The 21,079-nt window shown below is 43.7% G+C and carries 20 protein-coding genes and 1 pseudogene; 13 read left to right on the forward strand and 8 right to left on the reverse strand.

The window, feature by feature from the left end:
- Positions 1–250: 250 nt before the first annotated feature.
- The 4 genes from recG to QUB56_RS33060 all read right to left on the reverse strand — a co-directional run bounded on the left by recG (position 251) and on the right by QUB56_RS33060 (position 5,347).
- On the reverse strand, positions 251–2,335 hold the full coding sequence (gene recG, locus QUB56_RS33045; RefSeq protein WP_332960579.1) for an ATP-dependent DNA helicase RecG: 2,085 nt from the start codon (positions 2,333–2,335) through the stop codon (positions 251–253).
- Positions 2,336–2,807: 472 nt separating this feature from the next.
- Positions 2,808–4,499: a relaxase/mobilization nuclease domain-containing protein gene (locus QUB56_RS33050; RefSeq protein ID WP_332960580.1), complete on the reverse strand. Its 1,692-nt coding sequence runs from the start codon at positions 4,497–4,499 to the stop codon at positions 2,808–2,810.
- An 87-nt stretch (positions 4,500–4,586) separates the two neighbouring features.
- Positions 4,587–4,934 carry a hypothetical protein gene (locus QUB56_RS33055; protein ID WP_332960581.1) on the reverse strand — a complete coding sequence of 116 codons (348 nt, stop codon included), beginning with the start codon at positions 4,932–4,934 and terminating at the stop codon, positions 4,587–4,589.
- A gap of 191 nt (positions 4,935–5,125) precedes the next feature.
- Entirely contained in the window at positions 5,126–5,347 is a 222-nt protein-coding gene (locus QUB56_RS33060) for a hypothetical protein (RefSeq protein WP_332960582.1), read from the reverse strand.
- Between the two features lie 349 nt (positions 5,348–5,696).
- On the opposite strand from QUB56_RS33060, the gene QUB56_RS33065 reads away from it, so the two are divergent.
- From QUB56_RS33065 to QUB56_RS37515, 13 genes and pseudogenes are all read left to right on the forward strand, one after another.
- On the forward strand, positions 5,697–6,878 hold the full coding sequence (locus QUB56_RS33065) for a ParM/StbA family protein (protein WP_332960583.1): 1,182 nt from the start codon (positions 5,697–5,699) through the stop codon (positions 6,876–6,878).
- Entirely contained in the window at positions 6,871–7,350 is a 480-nt protein-coding gene (locus tag QUB56_RS33070; RefSeq protein WP_332960584.1) for a hypothetical protein, read from the forward strand. The genes QUB56_RS33065 and QUB56_RS33070 overlap by 8 nt, the downstream gene beginning before the upstream one ends.
- A 227-nt stretch (positions 7,351–7,577) precedes the next feature.
- Complete coding sequence (locus QUB56_RS33075) at positions 7,578–8,390, forward strand: mobilization protein (protein WP_332960585.1); 813 nt, start codon at positions 7,578–7,580, stop codon at positions 8,388–8,390.
- Positions 8,387–9,070, forward strand: coding sequence for a DUF6753 family protein (locus tag QUB56_RS33080; protein ID WP_332960586.1), 684 nt, complete (start codon positions 8,387–8,389; stop codon positions 9,068–9,070). The genes QUB56_RS33075 and QUB56_RS33080 overlap by 4 nt, the downstream gene beginning before the upstream one ends.
- Positions 9,071–9,156: 86 nt before the next feature.
- Positions 9,157–10,293 (forward strand): ThiF family adenylyltransferase, encoded by a 1,137-nt coding sequence (locus QUB56_RS33085; RefSeq protein WP_332960587.1) that lies wholly within the window; start codon positions 9,157–9,159, stop codon positions 10,291–10,293.
- Positions 10,294–10,354: 61 nt separating this feature from the next.
- Positions 10,355–10,606 carry a ubiquitin-like domain-containing protein gene (locus QUB56_RS33090; RefSeq protein ID WP_332960588.1) on the forward strand — a complete coding sequence of 84 codons (252 nt, stop codon included), beginning with the start codon at positions 10,355–10,357 and terminating at the stop codon, positions 10,604–10,606.
- A 4-nt stretch (positions 10,607–10,610) separates the two neighbouring features.
- Complete coding sequence (locus QUB56_RS33095; protein ID WP_332960589.1) at positions 10,611–11,123, forward strand: hypothetical protein; 513 nt, start codon at positions 10,611–10,613, stop codon at positions 11,121–11,123.
- A gap of 16 nt (positions 11,124–11,139) precedes the next feature.
- Positions 11,140–11,634 (forward strand): hypothetical protein, encoded by a 495-nt coding sequence (locus QUB56_RS33100; protein ID WP_332960590.1) that lies wholly within the window; start codon positions 11,140–11,142, stop codon positions 11,632–11,634.
- A gap of 16 nt (positions 11,635–11,650) precedes the next feature.
- Positions 11,651–12,112 (forward strand): hypothetical protein, encoded by a 462-nt coding sequence (locus QUB56_RS33105; protein ID WP_332960591.1) that lies wholly within the window; start codon positions 11,651–11,653, stop codon positions 12,110–12,112.
- Between the two features lie 31 nt (positions 12,113–12,143).
- Positions 12,144–13,079, forward strand: coding sequence for a Mov34/MPN/PAD-1 family protein (locus QUB56_RS33110; RefSeq protein WP_332960592.1), 936 nt, complete (start codon positions 12,144–12,146; stop codon positions 13,077–13,079).
- A gap of 26 nt (positions 13,080–13,105) precedes the next feature.
- On the forward strand, positions 13,106–14,869 hold the full coding sequence (locus tag QUB56_RS33115) for a type IV secretory system conjugative DNA transfer family protein (RefSeq protein ID WP_332960593.1): 1,764 nt from the start codon (positions 13,106–13,108) through the stop codon (positions 14,867–14,869).
- A 16-nt stretch (positions 14,870–14,885) separates the two neighbouring features.
- The gene (locus tag QUB56_RS33120) at positions 14,886–15,539 is read left to right on the forward strand and encodes a hypothetical protein (RefSeq protein ID WP_332960594.1); all 654 of its coding nucleotides are present in this window, start codon (positions 14,886–14,888) and stop codon (positions 15,537–15,539) included.
- A gap of 895 nt (positions 15,540–16,434) precedes the next feature.
- Positions 16,435–16,521, forward strand: a pseudogene (locus tag QUB56_RS37515) (type IV pilin-like G/H family protein); the annotation flags it as partial.
- 679 nt (positions 16,522–17,200) lie between these two features.
- On the opposite strand, the gene QUB56_RS33130 reads toward QUB56_RS37515, so the two are convergent.
- From QUB56_RS33130 to QUB56_RS33145, 4 genes are all read right to left on the reverse strand, one after another.
- Entirely contained in the window at positions 17,201–18,754 is a 1,554-nt protein-coding gene (locus QUB56_RS33130) for an Eco57I restriction-modification methylase domain-containing protein (protein ID WP_332960596.1), read from the reverse strand.
- Positions 18,751–19,713: a XamI family restriction endonuclease gene (locus QUB56_RS33135; protein ID WP_332960597.1), complete on the reverse strand. Its 963-nt coding sequence runs from the start codon at positions 19,711–19,713 to the stop codon at positions 18,751–18,753. The genes QUB56_RS33130 and QUB56_RS33135 overlap by 4 nt, the downstream gene beginning before the upstream one ends.
- 95 nt (positions 19,714–19,808) lie before the next feature.
- A complete protein-coding gene (locus QUB56_RS33140; protein WP_332960598.1) occupies positions 19,809–20,543 on the reverse strand; it encodes a response regulator transcription factor in 735 nt (244 codons plus the stop codon).
- Positions 20,544–20,637: 94 nt separating this feature from the next.
- Positions 20,638–21,018, reverse strand: a complete 381-nt coding sequence (locus QUB56_RS33145) for a HAMP domain-containing sensor histidine kinase (RefSeq protein ID WP_332960599.1) — start codon at positions 21,016–21,018, stop codon at positions 20,638–20,640.
- Positions 21,019–21,079: the final 61 nt, after the last annotated feature.

Raw genomic sequence — 21,079 nt, forward strand, 5'->3', positions numbered from 1 at the left:
CAACAAATCAGAAAAAAAATGGGGATTGCATAATAAGATAGATTGTTTTCCTCTGTCCTTTACAAAAAAGCACTACCAAAATATTCTCATAAAAAGCTAAGAGGATATTTTAAAAGCTAAAGAAAGCTATATTTAACTGCTGATGAGAGGAGGGAAGCAAAACCCTGCGATGTGAACCAATATATTGGTATACTTGATCGGGCTAGCACTCTGTTCATCATAACTGTTTAATATCCTCTGAGCAAACCTATTAATTAAGAGTACAATCCCAACTGGTCAACCTCCGTCTCTTAAGTTCTGCAATCATCAATGGATGTCCCTCTAAATTCGGGTTACTTTTGACGATTGCTACTGCCATCTCACGAGCTAAGTTCAGCAAATCCTCATCATCGAGTATATTCGCCAGAGCAAATTCCGAAATTCCCGACTGCCGATAGCCCATCACAACACCTGGCCCACGCAACCGCAAATCCATCTCCGAAATAAAGAATCCGTCGCTGGATTTTTCCAACACCTCAAGACGTGCCTTAGCTTCTGCTGTTTTACTGGTATTGAGCAGCAGACAATAGGAACGGTGCTCACCCCGACCGACACGACCTCTTAACTGGTGCAGTTGAGCCAAGCCAAAGCGATCGGCATGGTCGATTAAAATAACTGTAGCATTTGGAACATCCACGCCCACTTCAACCACAGTGGTGGAAACGAGTATCTGGGTTGTGTTGTCGCGGAATGATTTGAGCGCTTCATCTTTCTCGGCTGATGTCATCCGACCGTGCAGCAATCCTACGCTAAATTCGGGGAAGATTTCTGTTGAGAGTCGATCGTATTCTGCTACCGCTGCTCTCAAATCTAGCTTTTCCGATTCTTCCACCAAGGGAAGGATGATGTACGCCTGACGACCTCGAAGTACCTCAAGGCGGATTAAATCGTATGCTGAAGCGCTTTTATTAAGCACTTTCGTGTGAATCTTCTGACGACCGGGCGGTAACTCGTCAATCTGACTGACATCCAAATCCCCGTGCAAGGTCAGCGCTAAGGTACGCGGAATAGGAGTCGCCGTCATCGTCAGAACGTGAGGTCTATTTCCCTTGTTGAGTAAATCTTGCCGCTGCTGCACCCCGAATCTGTGCTGTTCGTCGATGGCTACCAGACCGAGTTTGTTGAAGTTGACCTTCTCTTGCAGAAGCGCGTGAGTTCCTACCAATAGTGAAAGTTCACCCGTCTCTAATTGGGCGTGGATTTCTCTGCGCTTGGCGGTTTTGGTAGAACCCGTCAGCAATTGAACAGAAACGCCAAGGCGTTCAAACCACGTCGCAATCTTGCTGTGATGCTGTTGGGCTAGCACTTCTGTAGGTGCCATAAGTGCCACTTGGTAGCCAGACTGGATGGCAGCGAGGATAGCAACGACAGCAACAACTGTTTTACCAGAACCGACATCCCCCTGTACCAGTCGGTTCATCGGCGTTTTGGAAGTCATGTCGTTGAGAATGTCGTTAATCACCCTACGTTGAGCTGAGGTAAGCAAGAAGGGAAGTTGAGAGTAAAACTGTTGGATTAGAGGGCCAGCAGGAGTTATTTTCGTAAGAGCCGATCGCGCTAAAAGCCGATGGCGACGCACGAGAAACGATAGCTGGAGATAGAAAAACTCATCAAATACAAGGCGACGGCGGGCAGCTTCTAGTTGGGTTTCGTCTGGGGGCTGGTGGATGTTTGCGATCGCCTTCTGTAATTCCATCAAACCATGTTGTCGTCTGAACTCCTGCGGCAGGGGGTCATTTAGCAGCTTGGCAGATTCCAAAGCTGAGGTTACTGCATCTTGGACAATTTCGTTGCTAACTCCCTTTGTTAAAGGATAAATTGGGATAATTGAATTTTTCGTATCCTTGGCTTCGTCTAGACCGATTAATCGGATTTCAGGGGAAGTTAATGCCATTCCGCAATAGCGATCGGCTTTGACTATCCCAGATATAGCCACAATGCTTCCAGCAACATAAGTGGCGGCTTGCTCGTCCCTCCACTTTTTTGATTGGTAGTACGGGTGGTTGAAGAAACGTTTGCAGGCTATTTTACCGGTTTTGTCTTTGACAATAATAGTCTGAATCGTTAGCCTAGAATTTTTATGCGGACTCACTACTTCCTGATGTTGAATCTTACCTACAACCGTGACTGAATCGCCTACTTTCAACTGATAAATTTTTACTCGCCGATACTTGATGTAATCACGGGGAAAGTAGAGCAGTAAGTCTCGTACAGTTGCAAGGCCCAGCCTTTCTAGCATTTTGTAATTGCTTGGATTTAACCCTGGCAGATCGCAAATGGGTGAATGCAGTTTCATGATGATAGTTGGGAATTTCTCAAATTCAAATTTTTGTTAGCAAGCCATTCATAATGCTGCGCTAGCAGCCACTTCACCAATGGCAAATCGCTGAATTTAATTGGGAGATACACTGCTTTTAGTCCTTCCATTACTTCTAACAAAGCAGACTTCCATTCTCGCTGGTTGCACGAAGATTTAGGGCGCAGTCGAGAGAAGTAAGTGACGTAGATTCATAATTTTAAGGTGGCGCTTCCACTCTTTCACACTACTGATAATAGAGTCTGAGTCACGGCTTGGACAAGCCGGTTTGCAAAAAGCTCTTTTCTAAATAGCATATTGTTTGGTTTTTAGGTGGGTTGCAGCGACGGTTTTACTGCTCAAACAAGTCGAAAAGGGCGTCGTAAAAATAAGCAATTTGTTTATCGCGCAACTTTAGTCATCGTTTCCTGGCCCGATTAAAGCTGCGTAAAATACTAATAGTGAGCTTTGATTAATCCAAAATTACGCCAAAATTGCGAGCGATTGCTTCATCACGAGCGTTAAAACCATTTCCTGTTTCTTGCTCTTGAGATGCTAAGATTGCGTTCCAGCCAGCAAAGCCTGGATTGATTCGCTTTGATTGAGGGAATATTTCAAGAATTTCTTTTGAAAGTCGATCGCCGTCTCGATCTCCCTTGAAGCCGGCTACTATAGTTTCTACTTTCTTAAGAAAGTCGATTGGCAGCGAAGAAACCGCATCAATGCTTAAGTATAAAGTCGGCCTCTTATTGAAATCAGGATCTAAGGCAATTACAGACAGGAGTTCTACCGGGTTGCTGGCAATAATGGCTCTTTCAATATTGTTTTGAACCGCTATCCAGAAAACTCCCTTTTCACTGTTGTTGCCTGCTTGATGTGAGCCTCCCCCATGACTGTCAATGGAAAATTTTCCATTGGCGTCTAAGGTGCAGGTTCCTCTGTACTCTCCTGCAAGAGTGCGGAGTTGGAATACAGGGCGGTTCAGGGTGTCTGCGTCTATCCATCCCCTGTCGTGTAGGAGGTCGATTAATTCGACTGGCAGACAAGCATTTTCTATTAAATTGCTTCGTACAGACTCCCAGTTAAGTGAGTCGAACCCCGATGTTTCGCGATCGTTGGGCGAGTCGGGTTTGCCTACATCTTCTGACTCAGCGATTAGAGAATCTTTGTCGGTTTCTGAGGAAGTCCCTGTGCTGCTTCCTTCTCGCTCTGGCCTGTCAATGTTAGAGTAGCTTTGCCAGTATATTGGTGAAGAATTGCTCTCGATGCTGCTGTTCCTCATTTCGCCACAGTCATCAGCATCACTATCATTGTTCGCGTCGCTATTTGGTTTAGAGTTTTCTGTTTCCAAAATTTCGTTCAATTCTCGCTCTTGCAATGGGGGAATGGCTTCCACATTTATGTCAGTATTAGCAGAGTAAGTGACTCCTCTGTATTTTTGCAGCCCCTTGAAGGTGTAAGCTTTGCCTAAATGAGTGCCGCTAAAAGCAATATTGCCTAATTTGTAGCTAATCCCTAATTCGCCTGCGGGGGTAGGTTCTATTTTTACACTAATGCCTTGTTCAACGAGTCGGTCAATCAAAAGAGCGAGCGCGGGACTGTCAGTGGTTGCTCTATCTAGTGCTGTTTGCAGTTGTTCCCGCGTGCTGATTTCCCCCGTTCTTGCTAACCGTCGGTGTTCGCCAGTCGTGGGAGAACGGCGTTCTTTATCAAAACTGCGGGAAGCTGGTGTCAAGTCATACTTTTCTTCCAATTCTTGAATCAATTTTTCGCTGCGTAGATAGTTCCAGCTATCTGATACGCAAGTTCCTTTTTCATCCAATTTGATACAGCTGGCTGCAATGTGAATGTGGTCGTGGTCGCGGTCGGTATGGCGGATGATAGCAAACAGATTTTTATCCAGTCCCATTCCTTCTAGGTAATCTAGAGCGATCGCTCGCCATTTGGCATCGGGGATATACTCGCCAGAAGGCACGCTTAAGGTCGCATGATAAACTGGTTTTTTAACTCTAGGGTTGAGTTGTTTGGAGAACAGAAACTCAGCAGCTAATTCCTGGGCATTTTCTCCTACCATATTTCCTCCAATCAATGAAGCTCCTTCTTTGGAGAAAAGGTAATTGAGCAATGGGGTAAAATTTTTACCGATTTTCTGCTTGCCAATCATTATTTACTAAACTTAAAACTTATGTAGTAAAAAAGTGATGATTTTTGGATTTTTTCATAAAAAAATTTCGCTAGCAGCTTCTAAAGCTTACTCAATATCGCTTAAATTCATTAGAAGTTGGACGTTCATTTGCTGTTGCTGTACTTGCTTGAGCAGTGCCAAAGTTTGCTCAATAAGATCCTCAAAGTTGGCTGGCTGTGTAATTCTTTCCCCCATCCATAATGCTTGTTCTGTAGCAAGGGCAATCGGTTTGAGCCGGAGGTTAAGTTCGGCTAATTTTTGGCACAAAGCTGGTTGATGTTGGTGTTTAAAAGTGTGGTATCGGAATAGACTGCTGACGCTCACCTGCAGATTTTTAGCCATTGTCTCAGCAAGGTGAAGTTCTTCTGGCGTCAGGCGTATCTCTATTCTTTTGATTCGTTTGGATCTCGACATGGCTAGTTTGCTCGCTATTTGGTGTTGGGGTAACGAACTTTATCCTTCGGCTGCGATCTGGTAGCGTGCACGGAGGGCAATCGCGCCTCAGCCACGTGCCGATCGCTTGTTGCCAGCAGTGGCTTTTACGCATGGAAACTCAATGTCAGCCTGGACAATGGAAAATTTTCCATTGCCACTGGGGCTTAGACTCAGGTTTGGCTGAATTCAACAGGCGTGGGAATTTCCAATGGAAAATTTTCCATTGTCACTGTGGCCCAGAGCCAGATTTGGCTGAACTTAACAGGCGTGGGAATTTCCAATAGACATCTCCGAAAATCAATGATGCGTGCTCTTCCACTTTTGCTTGCTACGCGATCGCCCTTGTCTCTACATCTTTTTTCGAGATGTCTGTCTAATGGAAAATTTTCCATTGAACAGCGACAGGCTGGCAGCAGCGCTCTCCTCATAGGGGTGCTATCCCGTTAGAGAAAGCAATTTGCACGCACCTCTGACACAGCTTGCTACCAAAAGCTCTGTCCCAGCCTAAGCCGTGAGTCCGATTTTTGTAGATGCTGGGATTCAGACAACTGGCTGAGGGAGGGAAGGTTTTAGGAGGGGTTAATAAGTAGTAAGTGCGTTTTAATCCTTGAATAGCTGTTGTTTTACAGCCTTCTTTTAAGGTGGCAGGCTTGCCTTAGCGTAAGGGTTATTTCTGCACGTCCAAACGTACAGGGCTGTTTGTTTACCACTCTTGAAACTTCAATTAGGAAGACCTGCGATATGAGCGAAACTACTATCGAAACCATCTGGCCTCAAGCGATCGCGACCTGCGATTACGGGGGGTCAGCTACCAAAATTCTTTACGCAGGGCCAAAGAATCAAATTCGACTGCTGTGCATGGAACCGGAGGTCGTATCTGTACCGCACGAATCAATTTTGGCTTATGGCACAGACCAATTGGGGTCAGCCGAGCCTGAGAATACGGCTTGGGTTGCCTTTAGGAACGATTACAGGGCAGTAGGGTATTTGGCGAAAGAGAGGTTTCACGCCAATGCTGGCCTTTCGGAGCTTAAGTACGAGAGGGCGCTGCACAAAACTCTGGCTGGGATGTGGGCGATTAAGGAAAAGCTGAATTTGCCTGCGAAATTTACGGCGGCGATCGCCGTGTTGTTGCCACCGGGGGAATATGAAGACCGGGGGAGGTTCGAGCGGGTGCTGCGGGAGGCTTTAGCGGATTACCAAACTCCCACAGGTCAGATGAGCGTGGAATTGTTGGCGTTTAACTGCAAGCCAGAGGGGGGTGGCATTTACCTGATGCATAACAAGAAAGTCGGCTCTGTTTTGAAAGAACGGGTGTGCGCGATCGCCATGATTGGCTACCGTAATGCCAGTCTGCTGGTGGCTCAGCGGGGAGATGTTAGGCCGGGAAAAACAAGCGATTTGGGCTTCATCCGCATGGTGGAGAGGGTGGTAGCTAGGACTTCAGGGCAGACTGCGGAGCGATTGACTCCGGCGATCGCAGCAGCGGGATCTGAGTTCAAGGCAGCTCCTTTAATGCGGTTGACTCGCAGCACGACTAAGCAAGGGCGGGCTGAAGAAGTGCAGCAGATGATAGCAGCAATCAAAGAGGCACGACCTGAATATGCGCGGAGTCTCACCAGTTGGTTGGATGAGAATTTGCCACCGGATTGCGATGAGTTGGTGTTCTGCGGTGGGACGGCTGATTATCTCCGCAAGGAGTTAAACGAACATTACGATCGCTTCCCGATTATTTGGAATGCCGAAATTGCTATGCCACCTATTTTGGAAAAGAAAGGGTTTGAAAATCGGCTCAATGATGTCTATGGGATGTTTTCGTATTTCAAGGCAAATTTGAAAAAGCAGTTCAATTCTCAGGTCACAGAATCCGCTGTTTGTGGGTCAAAAGGTTCCGTTTTACAGGAGATATTTAGTCGTGGGTAAGGAAAAAGAAAGGGTTGATTTTTTGTGGCGCTATCAGCCTTTAAAATCTACTGATGATGGAGTTTTAATGTCCTATATTAAAGGCAATTTATTGCTGCCTTCGAGAGAAATGATTCTCCAATCTCTGCGACCTTACTGGCTGCCGCTAGCATATCTGGAAAAAGAGAATATCGATCCAGTTATTTTAGGGCGGTTATTTAGAAATGCCGTCTATGCTCTGGAAAAGCACGCTCTCTATTTGCGCGAGCGAGGCGGGATTGAATATCCTCCTACTAATGTAGGGGGAATGCCTATTTCCCAAATACCATCTTCGCGAGAAGTACCTGCTGGCATTGAGGAGGCAGACCGTTCTCTGCTTTACGGTGTGGAAAGCTTGACGCCTCCTAACCATTCCACTCGTAGCGGATTGACTGCGGATGACTTCTTTGAATTAGAGGGTGGCGAGGATTTCGATGATTCAGGATTCGCATGAATGAGTTTCAATTATTGAGCGGAATTTGACCCTAATTACCTCTGCAAATACAGGTAGGCTAGTCATTGTAGTGGATTTTCGGATTTAGATATTAGGCACATTATATTGCTGGGTGGGCAGTTATTAGCTATCCATAAAAAGCCTAAATAACTGTATTTGTGTTATGAAATCAAGCTGAAATAGGAAAGTTCGACATGGCAAGTAGAAGTAGGAACTCGAAATATCAAGTGCAACTAACAGATTCTGTGGTTAAACAGGTAGAGGAAGGAGGAGATTCAGGTATGGATACCGCGATAGAAAACTCGAATGGTTTCAAAGAGTGCGGGTTAGAGAAGGTTGAAAAACAGGCTACTAAAATTCATCTGATTGATGGAGAGAAAGGCGGGGTTGGCAAGAGCTTATTTGCTAGGGTTCTGATTCAGTATTTCTTGGACAAGAATTTCCCATTTTTTGCCGTAGATACCGATCGCTCTAATCCTGATGTATCTCGAATCTATGAGAGCGTATGCCGTGAAGCTCTGTTTAGCGAGGACGAGAAGAAGTTTTACGAAGCGGATCGGATTTTTGAATTGGCGTTTGAGAAGAGCGTGATTGTCAATTTACCGGCTCAGGTTTATCCTTTGGTAACTAAGTGGATGGGAAGAAACAATTTAATTGAGTTGGGGAAGCAGTCTCGCATTAGTTTTTGCAAGTGGTTTATTTGCACGGGGGGCTACGATAGCGTGCAGCTTTTTTTGAAGTCAGTTAAGCATTTTGACAATAAGATTTCTCACATCCTCGTCCGCAATTTGGGATTGGAGGATGATTGGAGTTCTGTGGAAGAGATGGAGGAGGTGCAGAATGCGATTAAAAAGTATGAGGTCAAGGTGATTGATTTTCCTAAGTTTTATTCGCGGGAAAGGAATGCGATCGATGCTCGGGGGATAACTTTTGATTTGGCAAGGAATAGCCAGGAACTCGGAGTGCTGGGCCGGCAGCGGATTAAGTCGTTTATGTTGTCGGCTTACGAGGCGTTTGAAACTACGGGGATGTTGCCGTGAGTTATGGTGCTGTTGATACTAAATCGTTGCTGGATATTGCTTTAGAGGGGCAATCTGAGGAGTATCGGCGCAAGGTTTTGGAGTTGGCTTTTAAGGGGAAAATTGAGCCAACTGACCCGATTTTTTTGATTTTGTTGGCTGCTGGCCGGTTGGAGGTGCTGATTCAAGAGAGTCCGAAACCGGAGGATTTTGAGTTAGCGTTCGAACGGTGGGTGGGGCGGATTAACAAGACTTTGGCGAGTTACGAGCAAGTGGCGGTTGAGAAGCAAGAGGGGAAAATTGCTGAGGCTGTGAATTCTCTGGTGCGTCAGACGGAATTGAGGAGGGTGGCGACTTCTGCGCGTTCTTTGGTGGTGGCGGCGGGTTTACTGTTGACGACTTTGGGTATAGGTGCTTTGATGGGATGGATGGGTTTACTTTGGTCGCAAGGAGGGTTTGCGCCGGGGGAACCGGTTCATTTGACTCAGGAGCAGGCGGAGGCTTTGCGGTGGGCGGCTAGCGGGGAGGGGAAGTTTGCTCGGAATTTGATGAAGTGGAATTCGGATAGTCTGACTAATTTAGAATGTAAAAAGGATGTAAAGCGTCTGGGGGTGACTCTGGAAGTGGCAGGAAGGCCAGCTACTTCGGGATTCTGTACTATATGGGTAGAGTCTGTAGAGCAACGTAAATTTAAAAAGTAAATACACACAATAAAGTTTTATAGCGTTACAGTTATAGAAGTTTTATTAGTAGGTATAATCAGATTCTAAGTAACTACAAAATGTTAATGTCTGACGACAAGTATGATCGCCTAAAACGGATTCCCAACTGGAGCCAAGAAAAATTGGCCCAAGCAAAAGTGGCTGTATTTGGCTGCGGCGCACTGGGTAATGAAGTGCTGAAAAATCTGGCTCTGCTGGGAGTTGGCAACATTTGGGTTGTGGACTACGACACGATCGAAAAGCATAACTTGACGCGATCGGTTTTGTTTAGAGAGTCGGATATAGGCAGATATAAAGCGGAGGTGGTAGCTGAACGGGTTAAGGAATTAAATCCAGATACTCAAGTACATCCGATTCTTGGCAAGTTAGAGTTTGCTTTTGGGCGCGGTTTGCTGCGGGAGATGGATGTGGCGTTTGGCTGCTTGGATAGCGTCAATGCTAGACGAAAAATCAATAAACGCTGTTACTTTGCTGGTGTTCCTTGGATCGACGGTGGAATTAACCACCAACTGGGAAATGTTGCTCTTTTCGATCCCAGAGTTCCAGAGGCTGCCTGCTATCGTTGCAAAATGGACAAGTCTGCTTGGGCAAGGTTCAACGAAAGCTATTCATGTGGATTTCTAAATGACAGCTATCAGGAAGCAAAGTTAGCAACAACCATTATGACTTCATCTGTTATTGCCGCTTACCAAGTCGAATTGGCTGTGCAATTGTTGTTATTTGGTGAAAGTAATCTTAAACCCGGAACTAAGTTGTTTTTACCTGTTAGTGTGCCAGTTGGTTTTACTACACTAGAATTTACGTTAGATCGAGAATGCCCCGATCATGATTCAATTCCACAAAAAGGCAGTACCTCAACTTTGTCGGTCAAATTTAACAGTACACCTAAACAAGTTGCCCAAGAATTAGATTTAGGGCTTGATTGGAAGTTAGTGCTACCTTTTAATTTCGTCTCTAAGTTTATTTGTCAAACCTGTGGAAACATGGAACCAGTCAGAAAACCTCTCGAAGAAATCAAACAAAGTGAAGCTAAGTGTCCCCACTGTGGAAACTTGATAAGAGAAGCTGTGAAGTATTTTCAAATAACTGCTCAGGTTGAAGATGCGGAGTTGCGATTTAGTGAGTTTGGTTTAGGCGATCGAGAATTGGTTCAGCTTATTGATTCTCGACAGCAGTGTAAAACTGTTGAGATTTTTTATTAACGAAAAATCCTACTCTAAACAGGCAAACTTTTAACCAAAAAAACAGGAGTTTAACTCAAGCATGGAAACAATTACTGTAACGGTCAGGACTATCGATGGACATTTCAAAAAAACAACTGATGTTCCTCTGGATATGCTCATACAAGACTTTAAAGAGCAAGCACAGGAATTGGCTAACTTATCAGCAGTTCCATGCGATTTGATTTTAGAAAAAACCAACAAAATCCTGCGAGGTTCTGACACTTTTCACGGTGCAGGCATTCAATCAGGCTCTTTATTAACTCTCACACCTAACGCTGAAGGAGGTTGTTAAAAACATGGCTATTCGCGAAGATCGGCTTGCTAATGACTATAGAGGTTTACAAAAGCTGTGTGCATTTAACGAGCCAGTCAAAGTTAAGATACTAGAACAAAGAGGGACGCCACCCGAATATTACCGCATCCAACTATCTAACTGTAAGGGGATAGAGATAGTTGTCGGTGAAGCGCCAAAATATCGAACTGAACACATAATTGTCATTAGTAATTTTCCAGCAGACTATCCCGATCCAGGCCAATTACCTGATGTCAGGGCAGAAACTCCACTCTATCATCCAAATGTTTTCAATCATGGAGGTTTTTGCTTCAAAGGTAGTGAGTTTACAACCCTCAGTCACCCTTTAGATGCTCTAGTAAAAAGAGTCATTAGCATGATTCAGTATCAAATTGATAGGTTTGGAGTACCTGCTAACACAGCAGCAACAAATTGGGCTAATAGAAATAAACACTTATTTCCATTAAGTGCCGCGTCAGATGGCGGTGAATCTAAACGAAAGCTGGATTGGAGATAAATTGAGAGGTATTGGGATGTCTATTCGGGATGACCGCTTGGCAAACGACTATCACGCCTTGCAAAAGCTGTGTGCATTTAACGAGCCAGTCAAAGTTAAGATACTAGAACAAAGAGGGACGCCACCCGAATATTACCGCATCCAACTATCTAACTGTAAGGGGATAGAGATAGTTGTCGGTGAAGCGCCAAAATATCGAACTGAACACATAATTGTCATTAGTAATTTTCCAGCAGACTATCCCGATCCAGGCCAATTACCAACCGTCCAGATAGAAAGTCAAATTTTTCATCCCAATGTTTACCACAATGGCTTAATGGATTTTGGAGGTAGTGGATTGGAAAATATCAGCCAGCCTTTAGATGCTCTGGTAAAAAGAGTCATACTTATGATTCAGTACGAAAATCTTAGGTTTGGATTACCTTCTAATGTCAATGCAAGAGATTGGGCTAACAAAAATAAACATTTATTTCCCTTAAGTGATGCTAAACCTAAGCTGAATTGGAGATAAATCGAGAGGTGTTGGGATGTCTATTTGGGATGACCGCATGAAAAACGACTATCGAGCTTTGCAAAAGCTGTGTGTTTTCTATGAACCAGAAAAAATCAAAATCCTTGAAAAACAGGGAGAGCCACCTAATTTTTATCGCCTCCAAATTTCCAATTGTAAAGGAATAGAGGCAGTAGTTGATGGTTCAGTTCAGTATAGAACCGAACACATACTTATCATTAGGAATTTCCCTGTAGATTATCCCGCTCCTGGTTCCTTACCAGATTTTGAGATGGAAACTCTAATTTTTAATCCTCATGTTTTATTGGGTAGAGTTATATCCTTTTTTTGCTTCGACATCGTTCATCTTGATACTCTAGTCAAGCAAGTTTTGGACTTGATTAAATATAAAAAAGATGATTGGGGTAGAGGAAGTCCATGTAACCATGCAGCTAGAAAATGGGCGGAAACAAACAAATATTTGTTTCCTTTAGAATAAAAAAGTTTTATTGTGAAGTGGGATAAAAATTATGGCCAAACTTAAGTGGCGTGATTCTGAGGATGTTTACAAACCAATAAGCCGTCCTCTTAAGGAATTTTTGCAAGAGAAACAAGATCGGATAATTCAGCAAAATCCCATAGGTATCGAAGACCTACACAGACAACTCAGAAATAACAGGATGAGTGTCTTTGTAGAGCGTGAAGCAGAGGCTCAGCTCATCCAGCACCTCAGTATCGATCCTTATAATGAGACAGGAGGGGTACTGGTTGGACAAGCATACTTATGCCCAGATACAAAAAATTATTACACGGAAATTGTTGGGTCAATAGCTGCTCCTTATACAGTTGGTAATCGAGTCCATTTTCAATTTACCCCTGAATGCTGGCAGGCGATTCTAAACAATCAGAAACAAGATTTTCCCGGCACTACAATTGTTGGCTGGTATCATTCCCATCCTGGTCATGGAATTTTTTTATCTGGTACTGACTTAAATACCCAACGATTATGCTTTAAGCAAATTTGGCAAATAGCAGTAGTTTACGATCCCTTACGCCGGGAAATAGGTTATTTTTACGATGCAGACGGGAGAAGAATTGAGGCTATATATCTTCAAGAACTATCCCAAGTTGCTCAATCACAACCGAAACAGCAAAAACTAAACTGGCGACGACCGCCAGAACCACAATTGCCAATAGTACCTACCCGTTTTTCAGCGTCGTTAGACAATAGTCCTACCTCAGACCATGATCCGTTACAGAGCGGCAATCCACCAATTACTGGACAAGCTAAAACAACAGGTCAAAACCAAGATAAATTTATTATGGGGGTAATAATTATAGTAGTTTTAATTGTGTTTTTATTCTACATTTCTACTAGTCTATCTCAATCTTACCCGCAGAAACCACAACCCGCAAAGTTACAACCGCCAGAGCCAAAACCGATAGAGTCGCAACCCGAACAGTAGCAACCCTAGACACAAGAAAAAAAACTATGACTTGGCAAGATTCATTTGAAAACTTAGGCTGGGGGTTAAGAAACCTGTTCGGAGGTGGTGAAACTATCATTGGCCCCAACGAACCTTTACCCCCTACAGATATTCACCTCAGAGACTTAAGAGATTACTCAGGAACAGCTACACTCAACGAGATTACCGATATTTTCAACAGTCCAGGTTCTCAACTTAATAATTCCAGAATCATTAAAAATCCAGATAGATTTGCTTCTGAGCCAGTTGTCAATTTAGGTAAATTCTTAAAAATTGCTGGTGGCAAAGTCAAACCAACTGAAAATATTTGGCTGCAAGAAAAATCCATTTACAAAAATGTAGCTATTATTGGCCCTGCGGGCTCCGGCAAAACAGAAGGGTTAATTATTCCAGGGATTAAAGCTGCTATTGATGCTGGTTTATCTAACATCGTGATTGATGTTAAAGGTGGCTCACTAATCGACACATTAGGAGATTATGCACAGCAAAAAGGCGTGAGAGTTATCTATTGGAGTACGCTTCCCCAAGAAGTTTCCCGAAGTCACAGTATTAACTTACTAGACAACATTAACTCTATACAAGATGCTCAAATCTTAGCTAAATCTTTGTATGGCAATACTGATAATTTAGGAGAAAGCCAGCGCTTTGCCATGAGAGAGATTAGTTGGATGGCGCAGTGGATAATGCTGGTTAAACAGATTTTTGGAAATACTGCAAACCTTACGCATATTTACCAAATTGCCGAGAATCCAGTTGAAACTCTAACACAACTTTTACGGGTTTGTCAGGATGCTAGATTACAAGCCGCCATTCAAGCTCAATTAAGATTAATACAAGATAGTGAAGATGGAGCAAATGCTTTTACTTGGGGGATTCAAGATGCGATCAGCTTTTTTAGTTGGTCAAACTTTCAACAAGTCACAGGACACAGCGATATTTTACTGCGAGATATTCAGCGTCAGCCTACTTTATTAGTGATTGGTGCTGAGCTAGCAGGACGGGATGTTTCTAAAAAAATATCATCGGCTTTAATTGATATTTTAATGACGATTTTTTACGAGCGATGGACTCAAAATGAAGAAAGTCAAGGGATTGTTTTTTGGATTGATGAGTTTCCCAGAATACAGCAACAGATAGATGTTGCCGAGTTTACCAGTGTAGCGCGTTCAGCGAGAGGAAGTATTGTTATTGCTGCTCAAAGTTTAGAGCAAATTACTCCAGAATATCGAGAGCAGGTGATGGAAAATTTCGATACTGTTGTTATTTGTCGGGGTGTGGGTAATGGTGCGGCTGAGTGGCTGAGTAGCCGATTGGGAAATCGCAGCCAAAATTTGACAAGACGGAGACACCACGAACCCAATCCACAAGATGAATTACCTTGGTTGCGAACTCGTTTTGAACGAGAGAGATATGAAAATTGGCGAGAATCTGCCCCTGTACTTGATAGTAGGGAAATTCAATATCCTGTGGGTAATCAGTATGTAGCCGTAGTTCATTCCAGAACTGCTTGTCGCAAACCTTTTTTAGTGGATTATGAAAGAATTTTACAGCCAAGCGGTGAATGGCGACCGATACAAAGAGTTAGATTAAACTGGGAAGAACCTACAGAAAGAGTTCGATTAACTTGGCAAGAAAATACACCTGAACAAAGAAGAATTGCCGGCTCTAATCGCCCCCAATTAAATTGGCGAGATAGCCAAGAACAGGAAACAACAAACCAACAGCCAAGAAACAGATCGCGCCTAAACTGGCGTGACGTTGAAGAGTAAATAAGGAGATATGTTTATGTCAAGAATTAATTGGAGCGAAAAAGCTATCCCAATGAATAACACTAGCGGACTATTCTACAAATTTGGACAAGATGAGAATGGCAATTGGCATATTTTATGTTCTGGGGATGAAAATAGCCTTGAGAATGAAAGTGTTATTTATCACGATCATTATTGGCAAAGTAACGGTCGGTGGTATTGTCAAGGCAGACAAGGTAACACGCATACCATGAATGGAGATGCTTTTATGGAAGGAATTCAAAGACAAAATCAAAGAGGTTCTTTGAATCTAACAGATGAGGAAAAGCAAGAACTCAATTTAACATCTGGAGTTCCCAATCAGTTAACACCTCAACAAGTGAAAAAACTAGGAGACTATAGAGCGCGTCAAGCCTATGGTAATGCAGGGTATGGAGGTCGCGATCGCGGCGTAGAGGTTAGTTCTTATGAATCTGGGATTTTTGAGCGTTTGGTCACGCAGCATCAATCTAGCACTAGCAGTCTTACTTGGCGAGACGCAGAAGAAAATAGACAATCCAAGCCTGAGTCTGGCAAACACACATTAAACTGGCGAGATGCAACACCTGATATGAACTCACCGCAATCTACACAAACTCAATCTCAGTCATCTCAGAAAGTTAGAAAATCTACTCGTAAAATGACTAAATAATTTTATTGATTTGTTAAATATTTTTGTAAGAGAAATGGAAAATTTTGAACCCGGTGTAGTGTGTTGTTGGAGGGGGCATAAGTTTGTTGGAGGTGAGTTCGGAATGAAGTGCCTTACCTGCGGAAAAATTATGACAAATCAATCTTGGGAAGAAAAGGGAAAGTGCTTTAGTGGACATACGAATGCTGTTCCAGCCATAGCCATTAATCCCATGTCATCAAGGAATCCTACACCTCATTTCTTGCCTGAGCATATCTTACCTGAGCAACGTAGAGATGAACTAAGGTGGCAAGACTCACTTCCGGTAAGACCTAGACAACAACTACAATGGCGAGATCCATCTCCAGTTAGACCTAGACGACAACTACAATGGCGGGATGCTAAAACTAAAAAATGGAAGTATATAGCCATTTCAGCCATAAGTTTAGTTGTGCTACTTGTAATTTTTTTTATGTTAAAGAAATAAGAGGTATGAAGAGAAATGGAAACGTTTGAACCAGGAGTTTCATCAAGCTACAATACGCACACTTTCCAAAGAGGTGAACAGGGAATGAAGTGTCTCGCCTGCCATAGAGTTATGACAATGAATGAATGGACAGACAGGCAGCGCTGTTTTTGTCAAAGCACGAATGCTGTTCCGGCTGTAGCTCACTCGGCTCCGCCAACACGCCTTCAAACTAACCGCCGAACAGGAATAAATTCTTCAAATAGAACCTTTAATACTCCTCCCATAGCCCCAATCCCAATAGTAAATCAGCGTAATGAAAACCAAATCACAGGGATAAACTCTTCCAATAGAAGCTCTAATACTATTCCAATAAATTCCTCAACATCAACAGGGGATCGGGTTTCAACTAATAATGTAAATTCTGGATGTTTAATAGGGGTCGGAGCAATTATGTTAATATTAAGTGCTATTGCTTTCCCCTCATTTATCAATCTGGCAAACAAAGCAAAACAATCTGAAGCTAAACAATATTTACAACTTCAATTAAATCCTAAACAAGTTATTACTAGATATTATCAATTAGCCCCATCAAATAGAACAGAAGCAAAAGCCTTACTTAGCGATGCTTTGAAAACAGTATTTAGACAACAAAATCCCAATAGTGACGGAAAGAGTGATTTCTGGGATTCAATAAACCGCGTAGAAACCTATTCTTTTAAAACGGAAACACAATCTTCGAGCAATCATCAGATCGAAGTCTGGCTAAAGTTTTTAAAAAAAGATGGGGAAATAATTTGTGAAAGCAAGAGAGTAGAGGTTATATTCGACTCAAGCAAAAGTCAGTGGTTAATAAATAAGGTATCTGATGTTGACTACAATATTGATTGTGGTGGATAAAATCTTTATATATTGAGCAATCGCTCTCTAATACACAAAGCAATTACTCTATAATCTGATCTAATTCTGGTAAAGTTTCCTCATTCTCGCCAAACCGTTCAAATATGGCGAACTCAGTGGCTGTGGCTTCATCAATCAGTTCTACTAACCGTCGCTGCAAGTAAAAGATATTATTTAAAGTTTGGTCTGGTAATTTGGCTATTATGCCCCAGATATAGAGAAGACAAGACTACATCATACCCAAGAAAGCTGCAACTACCAGGACAGGTGTTTGCACGCTTGCGATCGCACTTCTACTTTTTGAGCGCAACTCCAGTCAATCAACCAACTGTTTTGATAAAACTTCAACAACGTTCGCAGCTAAGCTATTACCCAATTCCCTCGGTTCCAACTTATGCAATCCACCCCCATATACACGCCCCTCACCCATTAGTGCCTCATCATCCATGCGATCGAGCGCCTTCCACACTTCTTTAAGCAATTCTGGCCGATATGAAAGTGCTTTAGCAACAGCGGGTTTAGGATACAGCATCAAATAAACATTGGTAGCCGTCGCCATTGAGTGATTCAGGATAAATCGAAAAGGTCTGCCCCTACCAGTATCCTGACGGCCCATATAAGTGCAGAGGAACGGGGAAGGAGGACGCTTTTCCTGTGAGTACCAAGGAGAGCGATGCTTGCACAGGTAGCGATCGCAAATTCCCTCCCTCACCCCCACCTGCAAATATTCCCAAAGCGACGGATACTTAGCTTTCACCTCCAAAGGGGGCAAATCGCACGATAGCAGAAAAAGCTGGCGATCGAGAATGGGATTTCCCAAGTCATCTGCTTCAATATCATCTACTAATAACAACCGGGGACTAGGCAAAACTGGCTTGAGAAATTCAAAGGGCAATTGGTAAGCAGAAACTTGCTCTGGTGTCAACACAAAAAAATTGTTTGCTCCTGTCGCCAGCCCCCGTTTGATAGTGAATAAGTCCTTAAGTTTCAACGGCTGCTCTTGAGAATTCACACTACCAGACATCAGTCCAAACTTAGTCCACTTAGCTGTACGGCGTAGTGACTCCACCGACACGATCAGCGACATTTTAGATGCTGTCAAACTCCCTCCATAGGTAAACTCAACAGCATGATTAACAGGCGGCAAAGCTTTCTTAAACCAAACCACTGCTGACGTACATAGTGCATCTTCAAACTGCGCGTCAACAGGATCGAAACAGTGAATTCGCAGTAGAGTAACGCGATTTAGCAAGTAATCTTTAATTTGCCGTCCGTAATTCACATCCATAAATCCACTGGGAATCAGCCACCCCGCTAAGCCGCCAACAGCCATACTCGCATCCGCAATGCACAAGAAATGGCAGTAAAGACTAGCCAACTGACTGAGTTTGACTCCCGCTATTTGCTGTGCTAGCTGTTGCAGCCGCAGCTTTTCAACTCGGTTCAAATGATGGTGTCGGACATAGGGGGGATTGCAAATTACTAAGTTAGCTTTTGCGTCGTCAGAGTCAGGGGGTGTTGCCTGGGTAAAGTCAGCGATATTTAGATGTAGCGAAGTGTCACTCCAAAGCTTAATCGCTTCGTTCCCGTAATGGGGGTCAATTTCATAGCCGACTGCTTTAACAATTTGCGATCGCGGAAATTGCTGCAATAATGCCGAGTAAAAAGAACCTGTACCAAAAGCCGGGTCGAGAAAACGAATCTTAATGTCTGACGGCCACAGCATTGAAGCATATTTGAGGATATCTGCTGCCAATACAGGAGGCGTAGCAAACTGACCTAGCTTATTTCGCTGAGCCTGAGTTCTAGCTCCATCCAGTTGCGATTGCCGCAACATTCGTGTCAATTCAGTTTTCGCAGTTACATTCATATCCCAAACAGCCCCAAATCCTCAATCCGATGTTCCCAAACCCAGTCAATTCCTTCAGCAGCTTCGTAACCCAAATAGCCACTGTCAAAGTAACCGCAAAGAAACAAAATAAAACGCACGTTATTGCCGTAGTTGCTCCTCAATTGAGTCATTTTAATAGCTTCTTCCTTGCGTCGCTTATTGGGATTGGTATAGTCACCGGCGGATTTCGCTTCAATCAGTAACGGGAATTCACCAGGACTCGAATTAATTGGCGCGATCGCAACGTCAATAGGGATATTAATTTGTTTGCTGCCGGACTGTAAAACTACCGGGATATTGAGCCGAAACGAGAAAGTCCCAGGCTGCATGGTTTCAAAACTTAATCCGGCTCCTCCTATAACATAGGAATAATCGCGCTGTTCCAACCATTGCTTAATCATAGCAAGCTGCCTTCGTTCTTGAGCGTTACGAACGATCGGGTCAGAAATAGCACCGCAAAGGCGATCGGCAACAATTGTCGCTGCTCTTTGAACTTCAGTCTCCGTTGGCTGCTGTCCGCTTTCTAGCCAAGGAAAAATATCTTTGTCAAGTAGTCGTGCAATAATTTGACTGATTTTTGTTAGTTCAGCATCCAGAGTTGCAATGTCGGCCCGCGGCGGAATTCGTTGTTTCTCTTCCATATTTTTGACCAGGTTTTGCGACACTCCTGCTAAACCGATCAGGCGATCGCGCGCAATTGGCGGCGCTGCCGCCATGCGTAAAATGGGCAAAACCTCTGGATGCTGTCGCAGTAATGCGGATGTGATGTTGGTCAGATTGGCTGTCTCTGCTAAGGCGGATTCAACTTGTTGAGTTGTAGCAATGCGAGTGTCGCGGTAGGCTTTTGGAGCGAACTGCATAAACCAATTGTTATAGAAGTCTACCGACAGGGCAATATCGGGTTTCCACAAGTGTGGTTTGTCGGCATTAACTGGCACTGCACCTCCTCTAATAGCGACCCTCGCCTAAATAGCTTAGATTGCTGGAACGTCTCTGTTGTATTATCCACCAAGCGGTTGCTCTTGAAGCGGATTTAGTTAACTAAACCTGCGCGAAGGGCTCTGACAGCAGCTTGAGTGCGATCGTCACAAGACAATTTGTTGAGGATGTTACGTACATGAGTTTTCACAGTACCAAGGGAAATGTATAGCTGCTTGCAGATTTCCTCATTGCTGCAACCTTCGACAATCAGCGCTATAACCTCTTTTTCTCGTTCTGTTAAAGGGTTTGCCATTAACAACTGACTGTACTCTGGCTCAACTCCATTGATTGACACAGTGGAAGTGGTTGCTGAGTTAACAGCTTCCTTGAAGGGGTTATTCATGCGAGCCAAAACGATTCTAGCAATTGAAGAATCGATCCAGTTTTCGCCAGCATTTGTCTCAACAACAGCTTCCACTAACTTTTCAAAACAGACATCTTTCATGCAGTAAGAGTCGGCTCCCGCTGCAAAAGCTGCCAGCACTGATTCCTCGTTATCCTGCATCGTCAAAATCAACACTTTTGGTTGGTTATTTACGCTTGGGGCTTTGGAAGTTTGTACGTATTCTTTGAATCTTTTTGTCAATTCAATCCCATCTACCAACCCCGGTAGTCCGATATCAACGATCGCTACATCAGGCCGGGTTTTCTCCAGTAAAGTTATCCCTTGTAGACCGTTAGCGGCTTCTCCGATAAATTCGAGTTCTTCGCAGTCTTCTAAAGCTGCTTTGATTCCAGCCCTTGTCAGGTGGTGGTCTTCAATTAAGGCAACGCTAATTTTATTCATGGTTGATTTGTTTAAAAAAGGGACAATTGTACTTCAGGGACAGGCGTGTGTCCAAGGTAGAACGTATGCGCTCTTTTGTATCCAAACAAAACTTTTAGAGCGAGATGGGAAGCCGTACAGTAAATGTGCTGCCTTGGCCCACCGTTGATGTCACGTCAATGCTGCCAGAGTGGGCTTCAACAATCCGGCTTGACAAGTGCAGCCCCAGGCCGCAACCTGCTCTAGCATGGTTTCCGGGGCGGAATCGTTCAAACAGCGAAGCTTGTTCTGAGGCTCTGATGCCGGGGCCGGTGTCTTCTACGGTAATATTTACCCACTTGGCATCTGGACGAACAACGATTTTCACACAACCAACATCGGTGAATTTAATGGCATTTCCCACTAAGTTGGTGATGACTCGGCGGAGTTCGAGGCGATCGCCTTCAATCCGTATTGGTTGCGGGTCAGAGTCGTCGAAAGTTATACCAATTTTCAAAAATCATGCAACAGTAGCTAGGGCTGACAAAATGTAATCCCATCCAGTTATAGATGCTATT

This window comes from Microcoleus sp. AR_TQ3_B6, assembly GCF_036702785.1.
Classification (GTDB): Bacteria; Cyanobacteriota; Cyanobacteriia; order Cyanobacteriales; family Microcoleaceae; genus Microcoleus.